Origin of the sequence: Arthrobacter sp. NQ7, from assembly GCF_029581595.2 — a bacterium.
Lineage (GTDB): Bacteria > Actinomycetota > Actinomycetes > Actinomycetales > Micrococcaceae > Arthrobacter > Arthrobacter phenanthrenivorans_B.
In genome coordinates, this window is record NZ_JARFXU020000051.1 from 1 (window position 1) to 2,891 (window position 2,891).

Here is a 2,891-nt window from a genome sequence, read left to right on the forward strand (position 1 = left end):
TCACCCCGGCCATCAAACAATGGCTCAGGGTCCGCGACCGGAAATGCACCTTCCCCGGCTGCAGCAACCACACCCCGGACAACGACACCGACCACCTCACCGCCTGGCACCAGGGCGGCGCAACGGACGTCAGCAACCTGGCGCAGCTCTGCCCCAAACATCATCGACTCAAACACCACAGCCACTGGACCCCGGATCCGGCAACCCCGGACGAGCCCCCGGGCTGGACCTCACCCACCGGCCGCCACTACAACCCCCAACACCCCACCCCCAAACCAACCCACTGGCCATCGGGCATTCTGCCGGTGAGTAGTGCCGCGCTGCCCGGCATTGTCATCGCGACGCCAAAAACCGAAAACCCCCTGCCACATAACCCGACCGCGCCAGGAGTAGCCGCGCCGCCGCAAACATCAGCCCGGCCGGACCCCGAACACCAATTGCCAGCGCAGGAACCGGAGGATCTGCACTGAGAGCAGCTCCTCGCCGGAATGCCCGCCTGGCCGGACCCGCCACCCGAAGAACCACCCGGAAACATCATGCTCGATCCAGAACAGATTCCGGCGGACGATCCGCTCTGGGACGACTTCTACGCCCTGCCATTCCAGCTGCCCACCGACCCACAACAGGGGGCTTTCCTGTCCTCGCTGTGAAGCGGCCGTTGTCAGCCTGCCCTGGTGCGCTTCGCCGTCGTGCCGTCCCGGCTCCGCCTGCCGTGTATCAGCGACTATGGCGTGCGTTGCCACAGCTACGCCTTGTGGAAGACAGAGCGCATGAACGGCCTGTAGATCGAACCTTTTCCGTTGGTGCCCGAATCATCCGCATCGCCGTCGTCCCTGGCCGACCTCAGTTCGGTGACGTGGGTCAGGACCTGGTCCTGGACCCAAATGGAGTGGCGCGTCCAGCCCCCGACGCCGTGGCGTTCGACGCGGAGGACGCGGTCGTGCCAGGTGCAACGTGCGGCGGCGCCCGGCGGGACACCGGAATTGTCCACGTAGTACCAGAGCACGTCCTGGTGGACGGGATCAACCGTGAAGATGCCATGGCCTTCGAAATGGCTGCCGTCTGGTTCAACATGCCGGTAGCTCTGGACCACGCCCTGGCCGGCGGCCACTTGGCTGTAGGTCACTTCGGCGTCCACGCTGTGCTCCGGCCCCCAGGGACCGGCAGCAACACGTGTCGTCCCGCGCCAGTGACCCAGCAGGCCCAGGAGCGCAGGATGTCCGTGCTGGGTTCCCTGCCCGTTCAATGCCGCCCCTGCCGAAGTTCATCCATACCTCAGGATGGACTCTCCGCGGGACCGTTGCCAGCCTCTTACAGTCCGAAAGTCTCGTTCTCCTCGAAAGGACCAACGACCGTAACGGTCCGTGGTGCGGCAGCAAGCTCGGCGGCCAGCTCCTGCACCTGCTCCGTGGTGACGGCCTTGATGAGGCGCAGGGTTTCGTCGATGTCCTGGTACTCCCCCGAGACGAGTTCAGCACGGCCCAGCCGGGACATCCGTGACCCGGTGTCCTCGAGGGCCAGGACAATGCCGCCGCCCAGCTGGCCTACCGCTTTGCGGAGCTCGTCGTCGGAAATTCCGTGTTCGGCAAGCTTTTCCAGCTCCACGCCCAGCAGGTCCAGCACCTGCCTGACCTTTGACGGCGTGCAGCCCGCGTACATACCGAAATAGCCGGCGTCTGCATAGGACGATGCGAACGAATAGGTGGAGTACACCAGGCCGCGCTTTTCGCGGATTTCCTGGAAGAGCCGTGAGGACATGCCGCCGCCGAGGACCGCGTTCAAGACGCTCATGACGTAACGGCGTTCGTCCGTGGCAACAATCGTGGGGCAACCCATGATGATGTTCGCCTGCTCCACGGCACGCTTCACCACATGGAGCCCGGCGGTTCCCGTGATGACGGCCCGCTCGGTGGAACGGCGCTTGACTGGTGCGGCATGGGGTTCAAGCGACCACCCGGCTGATTCAAGGGCGTCCACCACGAGCCCGCAGACCACGTCGTGTTCCAGCCCGCCGGCCGCCGTGATGACCAGTTCCTCAGGCTTGTAGTACCGGCGGTAGTGCTCCCAGACGGAGTCCCTGGCTACGGCCTTGATCGCAGCCGGGGTCCCGCCGATGGGCCGGCCCAGTGGGTGGCTGCCAAGGACGGCGGCGACGAAGTGTTCGTGCGCTACGTCGGTGGGGTCATCGCTGTCCATCGCGATTTCCTCGAGGATGACGTCGCGTTCCTGCTCCATCTCGTCGGGATCCAGGACGGCCCCGGTGATCATGTCCGCAATCACGTCGATTGCCATGGGCAGGTCCGTATCCAGGACGCGTGCGAAGTAGCAGGTGCTTTCCTTGGCGGTGGCCGCGTTCGATTCGCCGCCGACCTCGTCAAAAGCCGAGGCGATCTCGAGGGCCGTGCGCCGCTTGGTTCCCTTGAACAGGAGGTGCTCCAGGAAGTGGGTGGAGCCGTGCTGGCCGGGAGCCTCGTCCCGGGAGCCCACTCCTACCCAGAACCCGATGGTGGCTGACCGCTGCCCCGGCATTGCCTCCGTGAGCACCCGCACTCCGCCGGGCAGCACTGAACGCCGGACCTCTGACCCGCCGTCGGAGCCGTGGACCAGGGTGTCGCCGGCGTGGTTCTGCTCAAGCGGCAGGGGTACAACAGTCATTGATGCCTTTCAGGACGGGCAGCCGGATCTGGCTGCCATCGTAACAGCGGCGGGACCGGGGGGTAAACCACCCCGCCCCCCCAATCATGCTTTATGACGGGGGGGCCCGGGCGGTTGAGATGCGCGCCCTCCTCCCGCTTCCCTGCGGGCGCGCGCCCCGTGGTGGCCGGGGCCCCTTTCCCCGCCCCCCCCGGGGGGGGGGGGGCAGCTTCCCGCGCCGTGGGCTTTGAGGTGTT

Annotated in this window: 3 protein-coding genes; 1 reads left to right on the forward strand and 2 read right to left on the reverse strand. The window is 66.3% G+C overall.

The annotated features are described in order from the left end of the window. A partial coding sequence (locus tag PUN71_RS22940; protein ID WP_277800289.1) for an HNH endonuclease signature motif containing protein occupies positions 1-470 on the forward strand: 470 nt, incomplete at its 5' end. 275 nt (positions 471-745) lie between these two features. Here the strand turns inward: PUN71_RS22940 and PUN71_RS22945 are convergent. Next, positions 746-1,246 carry a DUF1579 domain-containing protein gene (locus PUN71_RS22945; protein WP_349361827.1) on the reverse strand — a complete coding sequence of 167 codons (501 nt, stop codon included), beginning with the start codon at positions 1,244-1,246 and terminating at the stop codon, positions 746-748. A 65-nt stretch (positions 1,247-1,311) separates the two neighbouring features. Beyond that, positions 1,312-2,655, reverse strand: coding sequence for a M16 family metallopeptidase (locus PUN71_RS22950; protein WP_043456227.1), 1,344 nt, complete (start codon positions 2,653-2,655; stop codon positions 1,312-1,314). Positions 2,656-2,891: the final 236 nt, after the last annotated feature.